This window comes from Erythrobacter sp., from assembly GCA_019739335.1.
In the GTDB taxonomy this organism is placed as follows: Bacteria; Pseudomonadota; Alphaproteobacteria; order Sphingomonadales; family Sphingomonadaceae; genus Alteraurantiacibacter.
This window is the reverse complement of sequence record CP073261.1, coordinates 382,810-400,088: the sequence shown is the minus strand read 5'-3', so window position 1 is coordinate 400,088 and position 17,279 is coordinate 382,810. Positions and strand designations below refer to the sequence as shown.

Annotated in this window: 15 protein-coding genes; 8 read left to right on the top strand and 7 right to left on the bottom strand. The window is 62.1% G+C overall.

Annotation, left to right across the window (positions count from 1 at the left end; genetic code table 11):
* The first annotated feature begins 716 nt into the window (after window positions 1-716).
* Complete coding sequence (locus JY451_02005; GenBank protein ID QZH75416.1) at window positions 717-2,258, top strand: PAS domain S-box protein; 1,542 nt, start codon at window positions 717-719, stop codon at window positions 2,256-2,258.
* Window positions 2,251-2,943: a response regulator transcription factor gene (locus JY451_02000; protein ID QZH75415.1), complete on the top strand. Its 693-nt coding sequence runs from the start codon at window positions 2,251-2,253 to the stop codon at window positions 2,941-2,943. The genes JY451_02005 and JY451_02000 overlap by 8 nt, the downstream gene beginning before the upstream one ends.
* 83 nt (window positions 2,944-3,026) lie before the next feature.
* On the opposite strand, the gene JY451_01995 is transcribed toward JY451_02000, so the two are convergent.
* The 3 genes from JY451_01995 to JY451_01985 form a co-directional block, all read right to left on the bottom strand.
* Window positions 3,027-3,554, bottom strand: a complete 528-nt coding sequence (locus JY451_01995; GenBank protein ID QZH76507.1) for a hypothetical protein — start codon at window positions 3,552-3,554, stop codon at window positions 3,027-3,029.
* Window positions 3,555-3,660: 106 nt separating this feature from the next.
* A complete protein-coding gene (locus JY451_01990; protein ID QZH75414.1) occupies window positions 3,661-4,452 on the bottom strand; it encodes a universal stress protein in 792 nt (263 codons plus the stop codon).
* 268 nt (window positions 4,453-4,720) lie between these two features.
* Window positions 4,721-5,203 (bottom strand): Hsp20/alpha crystallin family protein, encoded by a 483-nt coding sequence (locus JY451_01985; GenBank protein QZH75413.1) that lies wholly within the window; start codon window positions 5,201-5,203, stop codon window positions 4,721-4,723.
* Window positions 5,204-9,161: 3,958 nt separating this feature from the next.
* Here JY451_01985 and JY451_01980 point away from each other — a divergent pair.
* The 4 genes from JY451_01980 to JY451_01965 all read left to right on the top strand — a co-directional run bounded on the left by JY451_01980 (window position 9,162) and on the right by JY451_01965 (window position 12,180).
* Window positions 9,162-9,875: an OmpA family protein gene (locus JY451_01980; GenBank protein QZH76506.1), complete on the top strand. Its 714-nt coding sequence runs from the start codon at window positions 9,162-9,164 to the stop codon at window positions 9,873-9,875.
* 504 nt (window positions 9,876-10,379) lie between these two features.
* Window positions 10,380-10,604 (top strand): hypothetical protein, encoded by a 225-nt coding sequence (locus JY451_01975; protein ID QZH76505.1) that lies wholly within the window; start codon window positions 10,380-10,382, stop codon window positions 10,602-10,604.
* A 149-nt stretch (window positions 10,605-10,753) separates the two neighbouring features.
* The gene (gene trxB, locus JY451_01970; GenBank protein QZH75412.1) at window positions 10,754-11,725 is read left to right on the top strand and encodes a thioredoxin-disulfide reductase; all 972 of its coding nucleotides are present in this window, start codon (window positions 10,754-10,756) and stop codon (window positions 11,723-11,725) included.
* A 2-nt stretch (window positions 11,726-11,727) separates the two neighbouring features.
* The gene (locus JY451_01965) at window positions 11,728-12,180 is read left to right on the top strand and encodes a MaoC family dehydratase (GenBank protein QZH75411.1); all 453 of its coding nucleotides are present in this window, start codon (window positions 11,728-11,730) and stop codon (window positions 12,178-12,180) included.
* A 3-nt stretch (window positions 12,181-12,183) separates the two neighbouring features.
* Here JY451_01965 and JY451_01960 read toward each other — a convergent pair whose 3' ends face one another.
* Genes JY451_01960 through JY451_01950 form a run of 3 tightly spaced genes read right to left on the bottom strand, consistent with a single transcriptional unit; the run spans window position 12,184 to window position 14,971 of the window.
* Entirely contained in the window at window positions 12,184-12,948 is a 765-nt protein-coding gene (locus JY451_01960; GenBank protein ID QZH75410.1) for an enoyl-CoA hydratase/isomerase family protein, read from the bottom strand.
* Between the two features lie 11 nt (window positions 12,949-12,959).
* Complete coding sequence (locus JY451_01955) at window positions 12,960-13,871, bottom strand: prephenate/arogenate dehydrogenase family protein (GenBank protein QZH75409.1); 912 nt, start codon at window positions 13,869-13,871, stop codon at window positions 12,960-12,962.
* The gene (locus JY451_01950) at window positions 13,868-14,971 is read right to left on the bottom strand and encodes a histidinol-phosphate transaminase (GenBank protein ID QZH75408.1); all 1,104 of its coding nucleotides are present in this window, start codon (window positions 14,969-14,971) and stop codon (window positions 13,868-13,870) included. The genes JY451_01955 and JY451_01950 overlap by 4 nt, the downstream gene beginning before the upstream one ends.
* A gap of 102 nt (window positions 14,972-15,073) precedes the next feature.
* On the opposite strand from JY451_01950, the gene JY451_01945 reads away from it, so the two are divergent.
* Window positions 15,074-16,177, top strand: a complete 1,104-nt coding sequence (locus JY451_01945) for a homoserine O-acetyltransferase (protein QZH75407.1) — start codon at window positions 15,074-15,076, stop codon at window positions 16,175-16,177.
* The gene (gene metW / locus JY451_01940) at window positions 16,174-16,764 is read left to right on the top strand and encodes a methionine biosynthesis protein MetW (protein QZH75406.1); all 591 of its coding nucleotides are present in this window, start codon (window positions 16,174-16,176) and stop codon (window positions 16,762-16,764) included. The genes JY451_01945 and metW overlap by 4 nt, the downstream gene beginning before the upstream one ends.
* On the opposite strand, the gene JY451_01935 is transcribed toward metW, so the two are convergent.
* Window positions 16,761-17,204: a VTT domain-containing protein gene (locus JY451_01935; GenBank protein ID QZH75405.1), complete on the bottom strand. Its 444-nt coding sequence runs from the start codon at window positions 17,202-17,204 to the stop codon at window positions 16,761-16,763. The genes metW and JY451_01935 overlap by 4 nt on opposite strands.
* Between the last annotated feature and the right edge of the window lie 75 nt (window positions 17,205-17,279).

Sequence of the window (17,279 nt, the reverse complement as noted above, 5' to 3'; positions counted from 1 at the left end):
TGCAGGAAGCTTCGGGCTACTCGCGATCAATTATGCTTTGCTCGCTATTTCCCAGATTCCATATGAGGAGAGGAGTTTTCTTTATATAATACGTTTATTTGCGTTTTCGCTTATAATCATTGCGATTATTCATTCAAGTAGAAGAGAGGGTGGTTAGTTCTTCTGCTGGAAATCTGTATGGTGCGCAATAGGTTCGACGCGCATGATTGAAGGGGAGAATTGCGGTCGTTCAGCGGAACGGATAGACACTGTTGAGAGCGAATGGCTCCTGTCGGGATCCCGGCGGACGTTCACAGGCCCGGCAGTGCCGATCAAGCGCTCGAAGAAAACCTCGACGTTCCAATGGCTCAACGAGAAACGCACGTGATCAGCACTGTCCTGCGGATCGCCTAGAGCAAAGAGGTAAATTAGCGAAGTGGGCTGGCTTTCTCAAACAGGCACCGCGGACCCCGTACTATGGTGCGCCCGGTTCAGCAGAAAAGTGCGGTTCGTTTGCCACTACCCTAGCGGTTGCAATTGCTCTCATAGGGGGCATGGTCTATCTTGGATGTCCACTGTCTAAGTTATCCTTAATGTCCCTATTCGACTCGAACGGTGACAATAGCCTTGGTTTCCGGCTTGGTTGCCGTGATCGAGATTTAGACCACAGCAGTGGAGGGAAGCCGGAAGTTCTTTAGCTCGGCGAGCTTCCATGGTGGTAAAAGGTAGATAGGCATGTGACGGGGTCCGATATTACCATTCCAACCTCGTCCCAGCCGTCACAGCCGTCACGGTCGCTCCGCGCGATCGATACTGAGCTGCAACTGTTGATTGACAATGCGCTCAACCACGCGGTCTGCCTGCTGGATACGGACTGGCGCATCACATCCTGGAACACAGGTGCCGAGCGGCTGTACGGTTGGACTGCGGAGGAAATTGTCGGGAAGCCGTACGACATCCTGTTTTCAGACGACGAACGAAGTGACGGCACACCCGCCGCAATGTTGACGCTCGCAGGTCAAGGTGCTGTCGACCGCCGACAGGCCTGGCATGCGCGCAAGGATGGCAGCACGTTCAGGGCGAACTGTAGTGTATGCCCCCTGGTCAACGAAAGCGGCACAATAGTCGGCTATGGATCGATCGTACACGATGACACCGCCGACAATTTTCTTCACAGCCAGATGGCTGCTCGTGAGGCGCACCTGCGCTCTATCCTTGAAACAGCTCCCGATGGCATGATCACAATCGATGAGCATGGAATTATCCAATGGTTCAGCACTGCCGCTGAGCGGCTATTCGGATACACCGCTGACGAGGTTGTTGGCCGAAACGTGGCAATACTTATGCCGGAGCCCGATGCCCACCTGCACGATGGTTTTCTCGAGAGGTATTTGGCGACTGGCGAACGACGGGTCATCGGTGCCGCACGGCAGGTGGTGGGGCGTCGAAAGGATGGATCGCTTTTCCCGCACGAAATGTTCGTCGGCGAGGCGGTGGTCGGCAAGAGGCGGATTTTCACAGGGTTCGTTCGCGATCTTACCGCGCGCGAAGAGGCTGACCAGCACCTACGCGAAATGCAGTCTGAATTGCTGCACATCTCGCGGATTGCTACCGCTGGAACGATGGCGACGGCAATGGCCCATGAAATCAATCAGCCGCTCACTGCGATCGCCAACTACGTCCAATCGGCAGCCGCCATGATCCACGGCAGGCCTGGTGATGAACTCTTGCGCAGTGCGCTGGAAGAGGCGGGGCGGGAAGCTATTCGGGCGGGGGCGATCATCCAGCGATTGCGCGATTTTGTCTCTCGTGGGGAGCTTGCGCGGACAGCCGAGCCGATTCGTCATCTCTTAACCGAGGCCTGTACCTTTGCTTCGATTGGAGGAGTGTCCACCAGTCTTGGCTGCCGCATCGATGCGCCTGCAAGCCTTCCCGCAGTGTTCGTCGATCGGGTGCAGATCCAGCAAGTCCTGATCAACCTGATTCGCAATGCCAAGGAAGCCATGGATGACAAGGGCACCATCCATATCACCGCCCGCCAGGATGGCGATTTCGTTTGCGTAAACGTTAGGGACACCGGTCCGGGATTGCCCGCAACCTTGATTAACAGCGTGTTTGATCCGTTCGTGAGTACCAAAGCAACCGGGATGGGCCTTGGCCTGGCGATTTGCCGTACAATAATCGAAGCGCACGGCGGCAAGTTGTGGTGCAGCAATGCTTCCGAAGGGGGTGCAGAATTTCGCTTCACGATACCGAAGGCGGAGGCGATCGATGGCTGAAAAGCAGGTTGTTCATATTGTCGACGATGAAGATGGCGTGCGACGTTCATTAGATTTCCTGCTGCGCACCGCTGGGTATGACACTCGTCGGTGGGAGAACGGCGAACAGTTCCTGAAACGGGTTGATAAAGCGACCCCTGCTTGCGTCCTGCTGGATATCCGCATGCCGGGCTTGGACGGGCTGGAGGTCCAGCGCCGGATGCCCGAGGCCGGGCTCGATTTCCCGGTTATTGTCCTGACCGGGCACGGAGAAGTTTCTTCTGCGGTGCAGGCAATGCAGGCTGGTGCAACGGATTTCATCACCAAACCGTTCGAACGTGAGCAGTTACTCGCCTCGGTAGCACTGGCCTTCAGACAGAACGCCAACCTGGCCGCCTTGTGCGCACACAGGGAGTGGGCCGTCGCGCAGTTGGGCAAACTCACTGCCCGCGAGCGGGAAGTTCTTGATGGACTCGCCTGTGGCTATCCCAACAAGACCATAGCTTTCGACCTGCAAATCAGTGCACGAACGGTCGAGGCCTACCGCGCAAACATAATGGCCAAGCTCCACGTGAGCTATTTCGCGGAGGCACTGCGAATTGCATTTGCAGCAGGCTTGGGGTCGGACCGGGTGTGGAGTGAAAACCATTCGAAAGTGGGAAAGGGCCAACCAGCCCTGTCCCCTCCGCTGCCCACAGCGACATGACGGTGCCCTCCCTGGGGTTTGATCAAGGTGGCTGTCGTTAATGTGACACTCGCCCTTTGGGTGCAACCGCTCTGAAGCCGGGGCTAAGGATTACTGGCCCTGACGCGTGGGCCGATGGCTTCGATAACGGCACGTGCATCATAGGCTCGCTCTGCACCAGTCGGCGGAGCGCCCTGTCCGGTCCTGATTTCGGCGGTAGCCTCGAATTCTTCGATTTGCCGCTCGTCGAACCGGTCAGCCCAGAATGGATCTGCATGATAGGGATCCCACGCCCGCCAACCCGAACCGCGAACCGAATAGCGCCAATATGGCAACCACCCTCCATAGGCAGGTCCGAACCATGGGTCATAAAGCGGATCCCGGCGGATTTCGCGTGTGATGGTGTGATCGGTCTCGCGGTCGATAACGGCAAACCAGTCGGCTCCGCTCGCCACCGTCAGTTCAGCCGCGCGATACAGCAAGAATGCTTCGACTGTTTCGCGGGACGTCAGCGAGTTACCATGAAAGGTCACGCGGTAGCGATCTGGAGCCAGTTGCTGATCGGAATAGCCTCCTCTGACCTGGGAATGCGCAATTTCGGGCTGATAAGGCGTTGGGGTTGCGCATCCCACCAAAAGGCAAAGTAGCACTGTTGCCGAAACGTTTCTGCTTAACGAGATCATGTCCGTCTCCTTTGGTTCGAGTTCAGATCAGTTCAGTCTTTGCCCGCCCGGGGCCTCAGTGCGCCAACAGGAGCGGGACTTCCGCTTCCATCAAGATGGTGCGGGTGGTGCCACCGAATATGGCCTGTTCCGCGCGAGGAACGCCGTAGGCGCCCATCACGATCATGTCCGCGTGGCACTGCCTTGCATGTTCGAGGATCGCGCTTGCCACTGGTCCTCCAGTTGATCTCCCGCACAATTCCGCCGGAATTCCGTGGCGTGAAAGATACCGGGCAGCTTCCGTCATCGCGAACACGCCGCCCGGCTGATTGATTTCCAGGAGCACGACCTTGCGCGCGGATTTCAATAAGGGAACACCGGCGCGCATTGCTTCGTTGCACGGCCGCGATCCATCCCATGCAACCGTCACGCAGCCCCGCGTGTCCAGACCCTGGCAACCTGGCGGAACCGCTAGCATCGGACGACGCGCCTCAATGGGCAGTGCTTCCGGATGACGGCGATGGCCGGGCACAGGTTCATGGTGCGTCGATAAGACAATGAGATCGGCCAATTCCGACACGTCGTCCAAAGCGCTGGCGTTCGAGCCAAACGTCTCCGTAAAGGACCATGAGACATTCTCCTGCACCAGGAGAGTCTCTAGCCGGGTACGCATCGCCGAAGGCTCGCGCAGCTGCTGGGTGATCAGAGCATCCGGAAGCCCCGTGTATCCATCACTTGTCAAAACAGGGATAGACTTTACCTCCACGCATAGCAGATGCCCGCGCAGGGTGCGCACTATTGCGAGGGCAACCTGCAATCGGGAGAACTGGCCTGGGTCCTCATGGACCAACAGCAAAATGTTCTTCATCGCAGCTTCCTTTGCTGACATCTGACCGAGCGCGCTTTTCGGCCCATCCCCCGTCGTTCACCCGAAGCTGCGAGAGGATGCGGTCAGCAATATTCCTCCTACCCTGGATCCGGTTCATCGAAGTCGGGCGCCGGCGGATCGAATTCGGGAGAGTGCTCGGGCTCGGGTTCGGGCGGCAGCGGCTCAATCACCGGGGATATCGGCTGATCGATCCGATCCGGCTCGCAAGGTGGAATACTCGCCACTTCACTGACACGCCGCATGTGGTTCAACCGACAGCAATCTTGCGGACCCGGTTGACTGCGTCCTGATCCTTCTTGATGTCTAGCTGAAGGATGCCCTGGCGGTATTTGGCCTGGATATTTTCAGGATCGACATCGGCTGGCAGGGTTAACTGACGCCGGAACGCCCCATAGCTGCGCTCGCTGACCAGGTAATTCCCTTCTCGCTTCTCATCTTCCGAGCGCTTTTCTCCTGAAATCGAAAGCGTCCCGTCGGTCAATTCGATATCGATGTCCTTCTCATCCAGACCTGGCAGCTCGACGACGAGTTCGTAATGGTCCTTGCAGTCCTGAAATTCCACCGCGGGATTGAACTCTGACATCATCGGCATCTGCAAAATGTCGCGAATGGGTCGCGAGCGGCTGAAGGCGTCGAACAACTGATCGATTTCCTCCCGCAGGCGTCCGAACACGACCGGCAGGCTCAACTCGCGAACGCCTGAAACAGGCAATGTAGAATGCTCGTTCATCGCTTTTTCCTGTTCGGAATGATTACCGGCCAACACCTAGAGAACCTGCTCAAGCGGCGGGATTAGTAATGTTACGGTAGCGGCCTGCGCAGGGTCGTACCGTATATTTACGGGTATCATCGAACCGTTTGCTCCCTGATTGCGCGAGAGTGTGCAATCGGACGGAGAGCCAACCATGAGGAAGAATTCACGCAAGATGCTGGCCGCAAGTGTGTCCCTGCTTAGTTTGGGGATCGCTACTGCGGCCTTTGCCCAAGAAGCGGTGCAACAGACGGTGCAAGAAGGTGCGCTGTTGCCCGACCAGTTCGTATTCGAAAGCGATGAGACATTTACCTCGGGCGTCACCACCACCGGGACAACTGCCGCGACTTCGGCAGTTGTCAGCGTCCCCACCGGCACCATCCAGCAGGGCGAAGAAGGGGAAGATCACGAAGAGGAAGTGAGTGCCGACGCGCTGACCGTTGCCGCGTTGGAGGACAATGGCCTCCTGCTGGATAACGCCGGCGATGTCTCGGTGCTCGCTGCTGCTACCGCGACAAATCCTGATGGGCACGCGATTGCGAATGCCTTGATCGAAGACGCCGTTTCACAGATCCTCGCCGCCCCTCTGCCCGAGGTAACTGCTACGGCCTTTAACAGCGGCAGCCTGACTGTCGGTTCCACCGCGCTTGCCAGCGGCACAACCGCGCCGGCCGAGGGCGACAGTTTCGGTGCCCGTGCCCATGCGATCGTGACGGGCGGATTTCACCAGGAAGCGTCGCTTGAAGAGAACACCGATGGCACGGCCACGGCCACGAGCAACAACAGCGGCGATTTCGTGGTATTCTCCAGCGCAACGGCAAGCGCAGTCGATGATGCCATTGCTGAAGCCACGACCCTTGAAGCACTCTATATGCGCGCTTCAGGCAATGGTGCGAGCGATGCATCCACGTTGGCGCAACTGACCAACAACGGACTGCTCGATTTCAGCGCGACCGCCACCGGCACCTCGACCGAAGGCAGCGCTACGGCACTTGCCGAAGCAGGGGGCGGCGAACATGGCTTGGTGCACATCCGCGCCCGCACCAACGGCGTAGGCGTTGACACTTCAGATGTGGTGGTGACCAATCTTGCTGGCGGTGAGATTGACGTCAGCGCAACCGCGACGGCCACCGCTGCTCAATATGCCACCGCCAGCGCAACCGGCGGCGATGCCTTTTCGGAGGATCATGATGCAAAGGGCGCGGGCATCGTGCTGCAGGCGCAAGCCAGCGGCGCGGACGACGGCGATGTCACCGTGGACATGACCAATGCCGGCAGCATTGACTTCACCTACACCGCCAATGCCACTTCGACCGGCGTGGTACCGGTGGACGAGGACGCGATGACCGCGATGGTTCTTGCCGAAGGGGCGTCAGCCACGGCGGGCGCCAACGGCGTGATCCACCAGATCGTCGAAGCTGGCGGCCCGGAAAGCTTCATTGGGCGCACCGGCGTTGCCAACTTCACTAACGCGACAGGGGCTACGCTCACGTTCGGCGCCACGGCCACAGCCACGTCCGAAGCTTTCAGCAGCGCCAACGCCTATCTGGGCGCAGCGGTGTTCCAGGAAGGCGAAGTGACCGGAAGTGCATCTGCTGCGTTCAGCAACTCCGGAGCATTCTCTGCCACCTCGACAGCCAGGGCCACTGGTGAATACGCCGAGGCCAATGGTCTTGCTGTAGGCGTGCTGCAATCGCTGCTGGCTCCGCTGAGCGGGGCGACCGCCAGCTTTGCCAACAGCGGCAGCCTTACCGTAACGGCCAGCGCAACCAGCGAGGCAACCGATGGCGCCTGGGCCGGAAGCGAGGCTGGCGGCTATGTTGCCCAAGGCGAGCCCCTCGCGCTCGCAGTGGTCAACGGCGGCACGCTGACTGTCAATGCGGTCACCAATTCCGATGGCGCAGCCTATGCGCTGGCCGGCGGCATGGCCTTCCTTGCGGAGGTGGATCCCACCACCTTCCCGCCAGAAGAAGGAGGCGGCGGTAGCGGTGGCGGCGGTGGCGGCGGTGGTGAGGGTGACATCGTCGTGGCTGCCGAAGAAGAGGAGGATCCCTGGGAAGGCTGGACCAATCTGGTTTCGGGATCGGTCCTCAACAGTGGTACGCTGGCAGTCACCGCGACGGCCAACGGCGGCGATCTTGGCGATATGGTGGGGGTCCTCGACATTGGTTCTGCAAGTGCCGAAGCTGTCGGGATTTACTTCAGCTCGGCAGTCAACACCGCCACGCTCACCAACAGCGGCACGATCCGTGTCACGGCAATCAGCAATGGTGCGCCAGTGGATGCGACCGGAATTCTGGTCGAAACCTTCGCCATCTCGCCGGTCCTTCCGGGCGAGGACGACGGGATGATAATTGCCAACAACGGCGGCACTATCATCGCACGTGAAAGCGTGGATGGCGGAGCCACCTTCCAGCACGGCACCGCGATCGACCTGTCGGACGCGCCCAACCCGGTGAGAGTCGATTTCTCCGGTGCAAGCTCGGTCTATGGCGACATCGTGCTGACCGATGATGACGCGATCCGGATCCTCAGCGGCGAGACTACTCTCGACGGCATCGTCAATCCGCTGGTCGACTCCATGGAGTCGGTAGAAACGCTGGTTTCGGCACTCAGCATCGATGGGATCATCGCGGCCGCAGGCCCGGTGGGTCCATTGGTCGGCAGTCTGACGATCCAGAACGGAGCCACGCTCTATCTGGTGAACCAGCAGGCGGGTAATCCCAACTATGACGGACCTGCCGCGGTCAACGTGGACAGCTTTACCGTGGCACCGGGTGGCACGCTGAAACTGCAACTGCCCACTTTCACTGCGGCCGCCGCGGCACAGGCAGCCTATCCCTATGTCAACGCCAACACTGCCACGCTGACCGGAGGCAACCTGCTGGCGCAGCTTTCCACTCCCAACGGGCTTTACGACAATGTCTATTTTTTCAACGACATTATCGATGCCGGCACGCGCGTAGGCGAGTTCGCCTCGGTCAGGACCAACACCGGTTCGATCTTCCTGAACCCGGTGGCGGAATATGATACGAACAACAATGTCGATCTGCGGATCTCGCGTCTGTCATTCGGAAATGCCGACTTCAACCTGACCCCGAACCAGCAATCGGCCGCTAATGCGATCGAAACGCTGTATTCGCCCACCCTCACCGGGGATTGGGGCGGGCTGATGGCCGAGATGTTCCTGATCGACGATGCGGCCGATTACCGCTCGGCGCTCAGCACCATGCACGGTGCCCAATATGCAACTTACATCCAGTCGCTTGGCTGGATGGGCTCGCGCTTCAATGGCGTATTGTCCGACATGGGAGAATGCGCCGCATTGCAGTTGAGCGATGGTTCGCTGTCGTGCCGTCGGGAAAGCCCGGTAGGGATCTGGGTCAGCGCCAGCTTTGCCTCGGAAGCCATCGACAGCGATGCGGGGCAGGATACGACCGGCCTCTCCGGAGACCAGCTGTTCCTGGCCAGCGGATTTGACTTCCGCGTGGGCGAATACGGCGTAATCGGTATCGGCGGCGGCTACGTAAAGAGCGATGTGGACTTCGACCAATTCGGCGGGACGCTGGAATCCGATGGTTATCAGATCGGCGCCTATGCCGCGTATGATCCAGGAACTTTCTATATCAAGGGGTCGGGCAGCTACTCCGATCTTGATGGTGAATCCTCGCGCCAGATAGCAATCCGTTCGATCTCGGGGCTGGCGACGGCCGATACCGAAGCCACCGTCTGGGCGCTGGGTGGCGAAGCGGGTTATCGCATCCCGCTCGGGGGGGCCACGGCAACCCCTTACGTCGGCCTTGATTATGTCTCGGCAGAACTGAACGGGTTCACTGAAGCCGGACCCACCGCAGCCAATCTTGCTGTGGCCGGCGGCAAGGACAGCTACGCTTCTTCCGAACTGGGCTTGCGGCTTGCGCTGCCGCTCGGCGGGGTGATGCCCGAAGCGAGAGTTGGTTGGCGGCATCAGTTCGACGATGCACCGACCAGCTTTCGCACCTCCTTCGTTTCGCAACCGGGAGCAAGCTTCACAGTGCTCGGGCCTCAGCGGGATGAGGACGCAATCGTAGCAGGCCTGAGCCTTGCTGCCTCGCTAAGCGACCGTGTTTCGCTGCGGTTGGGTTACGAAGGCTGGTTTGGCGATGCACACGAGGTCCATGGGGGAACGGCCACCCTGCGGATCGCATTTGGTGGACGCGCCCCGGCTGTCTCCCCGCCCTCACCGCCGCCGCCTCCCCCGGCTCCCCCGCCCCCTCCTCCGCCTCCTCCGCCTCCTCCGCCCCCTCCGCCAGCCGTGCGTTGCGACCAGGGGCCCTACATCGTGTTCTTCGACTGGGACCAGTCAGCGATCACGCCGGAAGCGGCAACCGTGCTGGATTCGGCGGCTACCGCTTATGGCAACTGCGGCAGGGCGTCAGTCATGTTGGCCGGTCATGCCGACCGCTCTGGCTCGGCGATCTACAACGTCGGACTGTCGGAGCGCCGCAATGCTTCTGTCCAGCAGTACTTGACTGGTCGCGGTGTCCCGGCCGCTCGCATTACCAGCGAAGCTTTCGGTGAAAGCCGCAACCGGGTTCCGACTGCCGACGGTGTACGCGAACTGCAGAACCGCCGCGTGGAAGTGACTTACGGGCCAGGTTCGGGCAACTAAGCTTCGAACCGGGACTCGCGAAAATCCCAGGGGTCGGAGGAGTAACCCTCCGACCCCTTCTTCTTTGTATTGTTGTGATGCAGGCGATGCTTTGCGTTGCTGTCGCGGCTAGGACGGCGTCCTGCGATTAAGGGTGAGGAGTAGGGCTCGGAAGGTATCGGACGTGGCCATCTCCGGTCTCCGCGTTTCGGGTCTCCGTGTCTTTCGATCCCTCCTCCGGGTTCTGCGCAAACTGCTGCTTCTTAGTACACCAAGAGTGCTGGCTCACGCCGAGCCGCTCGGAGACCTCTCAATACGATACCCGCGCCCAGGGATCTGACCTGCCGCATTGGACTTGAGCTCGTCGCTGAAATCAGCCTTCCCCAATCGACACCTCATGTCCTCGGAATCGGAAAGAAAGCGTCCACAAATCTAGGAGCCATCATTGCGTTGCCCACCATCACTCTCGGTCCCATTGGAACCCATGCTCCTTGACATGCGTTACTCTGCAAAAGGAGATTCATGATGATTGGCAAGATTATTGGTGCTGCGGCTGGTGCTGCTGCTGGCAATGCGACGCGCGGAGTGAGCGGCACCGGCGGGGCGATCCTCGGTGCGCTGGCTATCCCGGTTGCGCGGCGGATGGGTGTGTTCGGATTGCTTGGCGCTCTCGGCGCAGGTTATCTGGTGAAGCGGATGGCCGAAAAGGGCGACTTGCAGCGGCAGGACAACGCGAACCAGAACTACTGAGGTTACTTCAGTGCGCAGCGGGCTGCGAACTGAATGTCTCTTGGGGACGCGGGGCGTGGGCCGGGGTCGTTGACAAGCGCCCCGCCTTGCCTTGCACCGAATCGGGCGGCTTCCTACTGCGTTGCGACGACGGAAGGAATTGCGAAGCCATGGCCACCCACACCACCCGCATGCTCATCATCGGCTCCGGCCCGGCGGGCTATTCCGCAGCCATCTATGGCGCGCGCGCGGGGATGGCGCCGATCGTGGTGCAGGGGCTGCAACCCGGCGGTCAGCTGACCATCACCACCGATGTCGAGAACTATCCCGGCTTTGCCGACGTGATCCAGGGCCCGTGGCTGATGGAGCAGATGCAGAAGCAGGCCGAGCATGTCGGCACGCGGATGATGTGGGACACGATCGTCTCGGTCGATCTCGAGAACGGCTCCCCCTTTCGCGCGGTGGGCGATTCCGGCGATGTGTATATCGGCGACGTGCTGGTGATCGCAACCGGAGCGCAGGCGAAGTGGCTTGGCGTCCCGGGCGAGGCGGAATTGGGCGGCAAGGGCGTTTCCGCCTGCGCCACCTGTGACGGGTTCTTCTATCGCGGCAAGAAGGTGGCAGTGATCGGCGGCGGCAATACCGCAGTGGAAGAAGCGCTCTACCTCACCAATCATTCGGACGACGTGACGCTGATCCACCGGCGCGATTCGTTGCGGAGCGAGAAGATCCTGCAAGACCGGCTGTTCGCCAGCGAGAAGATCTCGGTGCTGTGGAACAAGGCGGTCGAACGGTTCGTGGCAGGCGAAAACGGAGCTTTGGGCCATCTCGAACTGCGCGATACGCAGACCGGCGAGTTGTCGACACTGGCGGTGGACGGGGCCTTCGTCGCCATCGGCCACGCGCCTTCGACAGAGCTGTTCAAAGGCAAGCTGCCGGTGGACGATGGCGGCTACCTGATCGTCGAACCCGGTACGCCCAAGACCAGCATCCCCGGCGTCTTCGCTTGTGGCGACGTGATGGACCACACCTATCGACAGGCAGTGACCGCAGCGGGCACCGGCTGCATGGCCGCGCTCGATGCCGAGCGCTTCCTCGCGACGCAGGAGCACGCGAAGCGCGAAGCGGTGGCGGCGGAGTAGGCGTGGACGAACTGTACCTTGATGACCTGACAGTCGGACAGACATTCGAAAGCGAAGGTCATGCGTTGGATGCCGCACAGATCATTGCCTTCGCCCGCGATTTCGATCCGCAGGTGTTCCATACCGATTCGGCTGGTGCGGAGGGCACTTTCTTCGGCGGTCTTGCCGCAAGCGGCTGGCACACGGCCGCAATCACCATGCGGCAACTGGTTGCATCGATCCCCCTGGCGAACGGCGTGATCGGCGGGGGGGGCGAAATCCGCTGGCCTACCCCGACGCGCGCTGACGACGTGTTGCAGGTGCGCACGAGGATCGAGGAGATCATCTTCTCGCGATCAAAACCGGGGCGGGGGGCCGTCGTCGCGCATTGCGTAACGCTCAACCAACACGATGAGATCAGGCAGGAGTTCCGCCCCAAGCTGGTCGCCTGGAAGCGCGGCGTATTGCCCGGCTGAAAGCTAGAACTGCGAAAAGTCCGGTGCGCGTTTCTGGAGAAATGCGGTGAAGGCCTCGCGTGCTTCGGGACTTTGCAAACGCCGGGCGAACACTTCGATTTCCGCTTCCATCTTCGCCGCGACTGCAGCGCGGTCGCGCATCAGCGCCTTGGTCGCTTGCACTGCACCGGGAGGCAGCGCAGCGATGAGTGCCGTTGCGGCGTGCATGGCTGCGTCGAGTTGGTCGTTGGGCACCACGGCATTGGCGAGGCCAGCCGCCAAGGCCTCTCCAGCACCCATCGGCTCGCCAAGGGCGAGCATCGAAAACGCGCGCTGGTGGCCGATGACCGCTGGCAGGATCAGGCTGGAAGCCGCCTCAGGAACAAGTCCCAGCCCAACGAACGGCGTCGAAAGCTGCGCGTCCTCTGCCAGCACCACATGATCGCAATGCAGCAGCATGGTGGTGCCGATGCCCACCGCGCGCCCCTGCACACCTGCCACCAGCGGCTTGCCCGCGCTGCCGAGCAGGCGGATAAAGCGGAACACGTTAGCCGCGCCGATGTCCGCCGATGCAGCGGCGAGGAAATCGCCGATATCGTTGCCCGCGCAGAACAGGTCGCCAGCACCGCGAAAGGCGATCACGCGCACCGCCGGGTCGCTTTCGGCTGCCTCCATCGCATCGGCGAGCGCGGCGTACATGGCGTCGGTCAGCGCGTTCTTCTTCTCAGGCCGATTGAGCGTCAGCGTCAGCACGCCGCCCGCCTGCTCGGTAATTACCAGCTCGCTCATCGCCGTCTCCCCTAAGCCTCGTGATCGCTGCGCCCGAAATCGGGTCGCGCATCGTCCTGCCCCAGTTCGACGATCCCCCGACGGATCGCCCGGGTGCGACTGAACAGATCGAACATCGTCTCCCCGTCGCCCGCGCGGATCGCTTCGCGCATGAAAGCGAGATCGGTGAGAAAGCGGTCCATCATTTCCAGAACCGCCTCGCGGTTGTGCAGGAATACGTCGCGCCACATGGTCGGATCGCTGGCGGCGATGCGGGTGAAATCGCGGAAGCCCCCGGCGGAAAACTTGATCACTTCGCTGCGGGTGACTTCTTCCAGATCGCTGGCGGTGCCGACGATGGTGTAGGCGATCAGGTGCGGGATATGGCTGGTGACGGCAAGCACCCGGTCATGGTGCGCGGCTTCCATCACTTCGACAGTCGAGCCGAGCGCCTGCCAGAACGCCACCAGCGCGGCGACCTTATCAGGGTCGGCGCCTTCTGGCGGAGTGAGGATGCACCAGCGCTGGTGGAAGAGGCTGGCGAACCCGGCATCGGGGCCGGACTGCTCGGTGCCTGCGACCGGATGCGCGGGGATGATGTGACGGCCGGGGAGTGCCTCTGCCAGCGCCTGCGACACCCCTTCCTTGGAAGAGCCGACATCGCTCACCACCGCGCTGGGCGAGAGTCCGGGCGCGATCGCAGCCGCAGCCGCGGCCATCGCCCCCACCGGCACGCAGAGCACCACCAGGTCCGCCCCGCGTACGGCCTCGGCGGCATCATCGGCAAAGTTTACACAAAGTTTACGCCAACGCGCACGTTCGAGAACCGACGGATCGCTGTCATATCCGACCGTAACGACACCCGGCAGGTGTTCGCGCACCGCCAGCCCGATCGACCCGCCGAGCAGCCCGAGGCCGATGATGGCGACCCGCTCGAAACTCATCCGGTGGCCTCGCACAGGCGGCGCAGGGTGGAGGCGATGGCGTCCATCTGTTCAGCGGTGCCCACAGTGATGCGCAGGCCTTGCCCCAGTCCCTGCCCCGGCAGGTGTCGCACGGCATAGCCCGCTTCGGCGATCCCTTCGAGCGCAGCCTCGGCGGCGAGCGCGCCTTCGAACAGCACCAGCACGAAATTCGCCTCGCTCGGCACGGCGCGCAGGCCGTGATTGCCCAGCGCCTCGATTGCGGCGACGAACTGCGCGCGGATGGCCGCGTTGTGATCGCGGCTGGCGCGCACGAAGTCCTGGTCGCGCACCGCTGCCTCCGCCGCCGCCTGCCCGGCCAAAGTCACGTTGAACGGCCCGCGAATGCGATTGAGCGCGTCGATGATGTGCGGGGCTCCGGTGCCCCAGCCGATCCGTTCCCCCGCAAGGCCGTAGATCTTGGAGAAGGTGCGGGTAACAAGCACGTTCTCTGCCTGCGAGGCCAAGGCCATGCCGCCATCGTCCATCCCGTCGGGCAGGTATTCGGCATAGGCATGGTCGAGAACCAGCAGCACATCAGCGGGCAGCTCCGCGTGCAGCCGCGCAAGCTCGGCGGCGGGGAGGTAAGTGCCGGTCGGGTTGTTCGGATTGGCGAGGAAGACCACACGGGTGTTCGCATCGACGCAGCCCAGCAGGGCGTCGACATCGGTGCCGAAGTCCTTGTCCGGCGCGATCCGCACTTCCGCACCGCAACGACGGGTGGCGATGTCATAGACCGCGAAGCCGTAGCGGACATGGACAATATTGTCGCCTGCCCCGGCATAGGCCTGCGCCGCCAGATTGAGCAGTTCGTCCGAACCGGTCCCGCAGACGATGCGCGCGGGATCGATGCCATGCAATTCGCCCAGTACCCTGCGCAGCGCGGTGGAATCGGGATCGGGATAGCGATCCGGCCCCGGCGCTTCCCTCCGCGCTTTCAGGGCCGCTGGCGAAGTACCGAGCGGGTTCTCATTGGCCGACAGCTTGATCAACGGCTTGCCGTCAGCGCCCGCGCTCTTGCCGGGCACATAGGCATGGATCGCCGCTACATAGGGCTTCATTTCAGGGCGTGTCGCAGTCATGGCCGCGCGCATAGCGCGGCGGGCGCGCGTAGGACAGTGTTTTGGCGTCGCTATCGCAGCCGATTGACACCCGCCCATACCTCGCCCAAGTCCCACGCCGCCATGGCAACCGCGCAGTCCGTCTCCTTCCGCAAGGCAGTGTTACCCCACCCGCTCCCGCTCGACAGCGGGCGCGAATTGGCGGGGGTGGAGATCGCCTACGAAACCTACGGCGAGTTGGCGGCGGACCGGGGCAACGCCATCCTCGTTTTCCACGCGCTGACGGGGGACCAGTTCCTCGCCAGCACCCATCCCGTCACCGGCAAGCCCGGCTGGTGGGAGCGGATGGTCGGCCCCGGCAAGCCGATCGATACCGACCGCTTCCAGGTGATCTGCGCCAATGTGCTCGGCTCCTGCATGGGCTCGACCGGACCGGCCAGCGCGGGTGAGGATGGCACCGCATATGCCATGCGCTTCCCCGTCATCACCATTCGCGACATGGTTCGCGCGCAGATGGCGCTGCTTGATGTGCTGGGGATCGACGTGCTGCACGCCTTGGTGGGCGGATCAATGGGCGGGATGCAGGCGCTGAGCTGCGCCGCCAATTTCCCCGCACGCACCCGGCGCGTGCTCGCCATCGCCACCACCGCGCGGCATTCGGCGCAGAACATTGCCTTTCACGAAGTCGGGCGGCAGGCGATCATGGCCGATCCGGCGTGGCAGGGCGGGGACTATTACGGCGGCAAGACTCCGGACAAGGGGCTCTCCGTCGCGCGGATGGCGGCGCACATCACCTACCTGTCCGAAGCCGGGCTGACCGAGAAATTCGGGCGGCGGCTGCAGGATCGCGATGCCAAGAGCTTCGGTTTCGATGCCGATTTCCAGGTGGAAAGCTACCTGCGCCATCAAGGAATCAGCTTCACCGATCGCTTCGATGCCAACAGCTATCTCTATATTACCCGCGCCATGGATTACTTTGATCTCGCGGAGGAAGCGGGGGGGCGGCTCGCCGATGCCTTCCGTGCCGCCAGTGACACCCGCTTCTGCCTCGTCAGCTTCGATACCGACTGGCTCTATACCACCGCCGACATGCGCGAAGTGGTCCACGCGCTGAACGCGATTGCCGCCCCGGTCAGCTTTGTCGAACTGTCCGCGCCCTACGGGCACGACAGCTTCCTGCTCGATGTCCCTGCATTGGACCGGGTGGTGAAAGGCTTCATCGGATGAGCGTAATGCGGCCCGACCTTGCCAAGATCGCCGCGCAGGTGCCCCACGGCGCGCGCGTGCTCGATGTCGGCTGCGGTGATGGCACGCTGATGGCCGAACTGCGCGACAGCAAGCGGGTGGATGCGCGCGGAATCGAGATCGATCCCGAGGAAGTCGAGCGCGCGGTGGCACGCGGGCTTTCGGTGGTGCAGGGCGATGCGAACCGCGATCTGGCCGATTACCCCGACGGCGCCTTCGACGTGGCGATCCTCAGCCAGACCTTGCAAACCGCCGAGCGGCCCGACTGGCTGCTCGACCAGCTATTGCGCGTGGGCCAGCAGGCCTTCGTCAGCTTCCCCAATTTCGCCTACTGGCGGATGCGCTTTGCGCTGCTGCTGGGCGGGAAGATGCCGGTGGTGCGGCACCTGCCGGTGAGCTGGTACGCGACGCAGAACATCCACCACCTGACCGTGGCCGATTTCCGCGACCTGCTTCGCGAAAAAGGCGTGCGGGTGGAAGACGCGTGGTTTTTCGCCGGGGGGCGGGAGATCGGCGGGGCGAATGCGAACTGGCGGGCGGAACATGCGGTGTTCCGGTTGAGTCGCTAAAGCAGCGCCAACCCCGAACCCGCGCTTGCCGCAAGTGTGATCGCGGGGAGCATTCCCAGTAGGCTGGCAGCGGCGAAGTTGCGGGCGCTGATCGGGGCGGCGGCGCAGCCGGCGGTGATAAGCACGTGCGGCACACCGGCCAGCCGCGCGGTGGCGACATAGATCGGGCCGCGCTTTTCCAGATGCCCGCGCACCCCGTCCAGCCTTGCGCCGAAACGACGCCGCATCGTTTGCGACAGCCAGCGGCGTGAAGCCAGGAACAGAAGGTGACTGCCAAGTGCCGCGCCCAAGGCTACCACCAGAATGCCGCCAAAACCGAGTACCAGCCCGCTGAAGAACGCGGTGGGAGTGAGCGCTCCGGGGATCGAGAACGAAACCACGAAAGCCGCCAGCAGTCCGATCAGGGCGGGCACGATCACTTCGCCAAATGGCATGGCCATGAAGGCTTCAATGAAGCCAAGCGGCAGCCAGGAGGCGAGAGCGGGGTCCATGCTTGTCCAGCGCGTGTTGCGGCG

What these genes read in the sequence shown, in the direction of transcription:
- JY451_02000 (QZH75415.1), top strand. Translation starts at nt 2,251, where the DNA reads ATGGCTGAAAAGCAGGTTGTTCATATTGTCGACGATGAAGATGGCGTG.
- JY451_01990 (QZH75414.1), bottom strand. Translation starts at nt 4,452, where the DNA reads ATGAAGAACATTTTGCTGTTGGTCCATGAGGACCCAGGCCAGTTCTCC.
- JY451_01985 (QZH75413.1), bottom strand. Translation starts at nt 5,203, where the DNA reads ATGAACGAGCATTCTACATTGCCTGTTTCAGGCGTTCGCGAGTTGAGC.
- JY451_01980 (QZH76506.1), top strand. Translation starts at nt 9,162, where the DNA reads ATGCCCGAAGCGAGAGTTGGTTGGCGGCATCAGTTCGACGATGCACCG.
- JY451_01975 (QZH76505.1), top strand. Translation starts at nt 10,380, where the DNA reads ATGATTGGCAAGATTATTGGTGCTGCGGCTGGTGCTGCTGCTGGCAAT.
- trxB (QZH75412.1), top strand. Translation starts at nt 10,754, where the DNA reads ATGGCCACCCACACCACCCGCATGCTCATCATCGGCTCCGGCCCGGCG.
- JY451_01960 (QZH75410.1), bottom strand. Translation starts at nt 12,948, where the DNA reads ATGAGCGAGCTGGTAATTACCGAGCAGGCGGGCGGCGTGCTGACGCTG.
- JY451_01955 (QZH75409.1), bottom strand. Translation starts at nt 13,871, where the DNA reads ATGAGTTTCGAGCGGGTCGCCATCATCGGCCTCGGGCTGCTCGGCGGG.
- JY451_01950 (QZH75408.1), bottom strand. Translation starts at nt 14,971, where the DNA reads ATGACTGCGACACGCCCTGAAATGAAGCCCTATGTAGCGGCGATCCAT.
- JY451_01945 (QZH75407.1), top strand. Translation starts at nt 15,074, where the DNA reads ATGGCAACCGCGCAGTCCGTCTCCTTCCGCAAGGCAGTGTTACCCCAC.
- metW (QZH75406.1), top strand. Translation starts at nt 16,174, where the DNA reads ATGAGCGTAATGCGGCCCGACCTTGCCAAGATCGCCGCGCAGGTGCCC.
- JY451_01935 (QZH75405.1), bottom strand. Translation starts at nt 17,204, where the DNA reads ATGGCCATGCCATTTGGCGAAGTGATCGTGCCCGCCCTGATCGGACTG.